Consider the following 3,703-nt stretch of genomic DNA (forward strand, 5'->3'; position numbering starts at 1 on the left):
AAGGACGCCTGGTCATCCAAGAAGATGAGGCGGCTATCGTTCGCCGTATTTTTCAAGAATTCGCAGATGGCAGGTCCCCGATTGATATCGCCGTCAACCTGACCCGCGACGGATGCCCGATGCCGCGATCGGCGAAAGCGTGGCAATCCAGCACGATTTACGGATGGGCGGAACGGCGATCCGGGATCCTGCGGAACGACCTCTATGCCGGAAGAATCGTCTGGAATAAATCCAAGATGGTCAAAGACCCTGAGACCGGACGCAGGGTTTCACGCCCGAATCCCCCGAGCGATTGGCAGACCAAGGAAGCGGGCGAACTGCGCATCGTTGACCAGGCGCTTTGGGATCGCGTTCAGGCAATGGTGGAGCCCAAACAGGGGGCAACGCAATCCGACCGTGCCAAAATGCGGCGACCTGTCAGACCGCTATCCGGCCTCTTGCGCTGCGGCGCATGTGGCGGCGGCATGTCCGTTAGGGGCAAGGACAAAAGCGGGCGCACCCGAATTGAGTGCACCCGCCATTCATTAAGCCGAAGCTGCCCGGCACCCCGGACATGGTATCTGGATCTTGTCGAGGAAGCCGTGATCGGGCTGCTACGCAAGGAGCTGGATAAGCCCGAGCTGCTCAAGCTTTACATCTCGGAATATAACCGAGCGCGCGCCGAATTCGCCGCCGCCAATATCCAGCGAAGAGTCAAGCTAGAGCGCCGACTGCAGCAGCTCGATGCTGAAATTTCACGCTTGGTGCAGTTCGTCTCCCGCGGCATCGGCGACACCGATCGCATTGCGAAAGAATATGAGGACAAGTGCAAAGAGCTGGCCGACGCAAAGCTCGAGCTGTCGCTGGAGCCGTCACCACTGAATCCGGTGGCATTGCACCCCATGGCCGTTGATGGCTACCGAAAAGATCTCATGGCGCTCGCGCCAATCATGGGGGCAGACCATAGCGGAGGATCAGCGACGTTCGCGGAGACCTTGCGCAAACTCATCGAAAGCGTGACGGTAACGGAGCGGAATACTGGGCAGATGGAAGTCACCGTAACAGGCAGACTGCGTGCCCTGATCGACGCCCCGCGGATGTCTAGGATGACATCGGGGGGGACGATGGTAGCGGAGGAGGGATTTGAACCCCCGACACAAGGATTATGATTCCTCTGCTCTAACCAACTGAGCTACTCCGCCATGGGTGAGGCGGGATTTAAAGCGGGGGCGCGGGGGCGTCAAGCGCAGAAACGGAAAATTCTGAGATATTATTTGCGACCCGCAGCCAATCGCATGAAAATAAAAGAAAAAGGGGCGTTTCCGCCCCTTCCTTTATGCCTTGGCTTTGACGACCTGCAACAGCGGCATGACATCGGACATATCTGGCCCGTGAGCCTGTCCGGTCAGCGCCTTGCGCAAAGGCATGAACAGCCCCTTGCCCTTGCGGCCCGTGGCCTCTTTGACCGCGCTGGTGAACTCGCTCCAGCTGGTGTCGGTATAGGGCGGCGGCGGCAACAGCGTCATGGCCTGTGCGATGAACTCGGCATCTTCAGGGTCAATCTCGGGATCAGCGCCCTGGCTGAAGATTGTCCACCACCCTGCCAGATCATCAAGCTTGGTGATGTTTTGCGAGGCGACGCGCCAGAAGCGCTCGGCCAGATCATCCGGCACACCCAGTGCCTTGATGCGGCCTTGAACCTCGGCGAAAGGACGGGCCTGATTGGCCTCGCGCGTCAGCGGCAGCAGCTCTTCAGGGTCGAATTTCGTGGGCGAGGCCCCGAACTGCGACAGATCGAACCCCTCGGCCAGCTCGTCCAGCGTCATACGCAATTCCATAGGCTTGGACGAACCCAGACGCGCCATCATCGACAAAAGCGCCTCGGGGGCGATTCCGCTTTCACGCATCTCGCGAATCGAAAGGGCGCCAAGACGTTTGGACAGCTCTTCGCCATGCGCGCCGGTCAGAAGGCTGTGATGGGCAAAGCTGGGCGGCGTGCCGCCAATGGCGCGGATGATCTGGATCTGGGTCGCAGTATTGGTGACGTGATCGGCGCCACGCACAATGCTGGTCACCCCCATGTCCACGTCATCCACAACCGAGGCGAATGTATACAAGACCTGACCATCGGCGCGGATCAGCACCGGATCCGAGACGCTGGCCGCGTCAATCGAAATATCGCCAAGGATGCCGTCGTGCCATTCGATCCGCTCGAGATCAAGTTGGAACCGCCAATAGCCATCACGGCCTTCGGCGCGTAGCTTGGCCTTGTCGTCTTCCGACAGATGCAGCCCCGCGCGGTCATAGACCGGGGGCTTACCCATGTTCAGCTGCTTTTTACGCTTCAGATCCAGCTCGACGGGCGATTCAAAGACCTCGTACAGGCGGTTCGATGCACGCAGCTGGTCGGCGACTTCGGCATAGCGGTCAAAGCGATCGGACTGGCGCTCGAGCCGGTCCCAGGTCAAACCCAGCCATTCAAGGTCGCGCTTGATGCCATCGGCATATTCTTCTTTCGAGCGCTCGCGGTCGGTATCATCCAGACGCAGGATAAAGGTCCCGCCGGATTTGCGCGCGATCAGATAGTTCATCAGCGCGGTACGCAGGTTGCCGACGTGGATATGGCCGGTCGGCGAAGGGGCAAAGCGGGTGGTTGTCATGGCGGTCTCCTGTCTGCTTCGCTCTTTCACAACGGGCTGATTTTGTCCATATCAAGGCAAACCGCGGGAGACAGCTATGACCGAATGGACCGAAGTCACTGCGCCAGATTTGGCGATCATCGAAACCATGGCGCAAGAGATCATTGCAGGCTTTCCGGCCGAGTTCGCCGGCCATGCGCAAGCCGTAATCTTGCGCGTGGAAGAGCTGGCAAACGACGAATTTCTTGAAGAGCTGGACATTCACGACCCGCTTGAGCTGACCGGGCTGTATGACGGCATCCCGATGACCGAAAAAACCCCCAGCACCCCACAATCCTTTCCCGACACGGTCTGGCTGTTTCGTCGCGCCATTCTGGACGAATGGGCCAGTCGCGGTGATGTGACCTTGGGGGCGCTGATTTCCAATGTGGTGGTGCATGAATTTGCCCATCACTTCGGCTGGTCGGATGAAGATATCGCCCAAATCGATCGTTGGTGGGAATAATCTTTTTTCTGCGCCTGCCCCTTAACGGGGCAGAAACGGGCGCTTTTGGCCAAGGCTCCGGGCGATAGTTGCGCCCGGAGGCAGTCAAACACCCAGGCGCGTCCGAACTGCGGCTTAGCCGCGACCGTCGAACCGGACAAAGTCCAGCACACTGCCCTGCCCCGGTTTCAGCTCGGACCAGTTATCGATCTGGAAATCCAGCACCAGGGTCGCAGCCGTCGGATAGCGGCGGAACTCTGGGTCCAGTGGGGCGCGCGCGGGCAGCATCTCGGCCAGTTCGGCAATGCCCGGATTATGCCCGACCAGCATGACCGTGGGCCCCGAGGCCGTGCGCAACAGCGTCATCATCTTATCCGGGCTCGCATGGTAAAGACCGGGCTCGTCGCGCACCAACGGGCGCACCTCAAGCGGGGCCGCAAAGACGGTCTCCCAGGTTTCACGTGTGCGCGCCGCAGTCGAACACAGCACCTCTTCGGGCTCATAGCCCCGGCTTGCCAGCCAATCGCCCAGCTCACGCGCGGACCGGCGCCCCCGCTCGTTCAGGGGACGGTCATGATCGGATTGGGCCGGATCATCCCAA

General features: G+C 60.1%; 4 protein-coding genes and 1 tRNA gene. 2 read left to right on the plus strand and 3 right to left on the minus strand.

Annotation, left to right across the window (positions count from 1 at the left end):
- Window positions 1-14: 14 nt before the first annotated feature.
- Complete coding sequence (locus RTS12_RS20845) at window positions 15-1,148, plus strand: recombinase family protein (protein WP_409455721.1); 1,134 nt, start codon at window positions 15-17, stop codon at window positions 1,146-1,148.
- Here RTS12_RS20845 and RTS12_RS19720 read toward each other — a convergent pair.
- Together RTS12_RS19720 and gltX are read right to left on the minus strand one after the other, a co-directional pair.
- Window positions 1,105-1,181 (minus strand) — tRNA-Met (locus tag RTS12_RS19720). The genes RTS12_RS20845 and RTS12_RS19720 overlap by 44 nt on opposite strands.
- 132 nt (window positions 1,182-1,313) lie before the next feature.
- Complete coding sequence (gene gltX, locus RTS12_RS19725) at window positions 1,314-2,639, minus strand: glutamate--tRNA ligase (protein ID WP_312531673.1); 1,326 nt, start codon at window positions 2,637-2,639, stop codon at window positions 1,314-1,316.
- A 76-nt stretch (window positions 2,640-2,715) separates the two neighbouring features.
- Between gltX and RTS12_RS19730 the strand changes: the two genes are divergently transcribed.
- Window positions 2,716-3,123 (plus strand): metallopeptidase family protein, encoded by a 408-nt coding sequence (locus RTS12_RS19730; RefSeq protein WP_312531676.1) that lies wholly within the window; start codon window positions 2,716-2,718, stop codon window positions 3,121-3,123.
- 114 nt (window positions 3,124-3,237) lie between these two features.
- On the opposite strand, the gene RTS12_RS19735 is transcribed toward RTS12_RS19730, so the two are convergent.
- Window positions 3,238-3,703: histidine phosphatase family protein (locus RTS12_RS19735; RefSeq protein WP_312531679.1), on the minus strand; the 466-nt coding region annotated here is incomplete at its 5' end.

The organism is Paracoccus sp. (in: a-proteobacteria) (assembly GCF_032007265.1).
GTDB lineage: Bacteria > Pseudomonadota > Alphaproteobacteria > Rhodobacterales > Rhodobacteraceae > Paracoccus.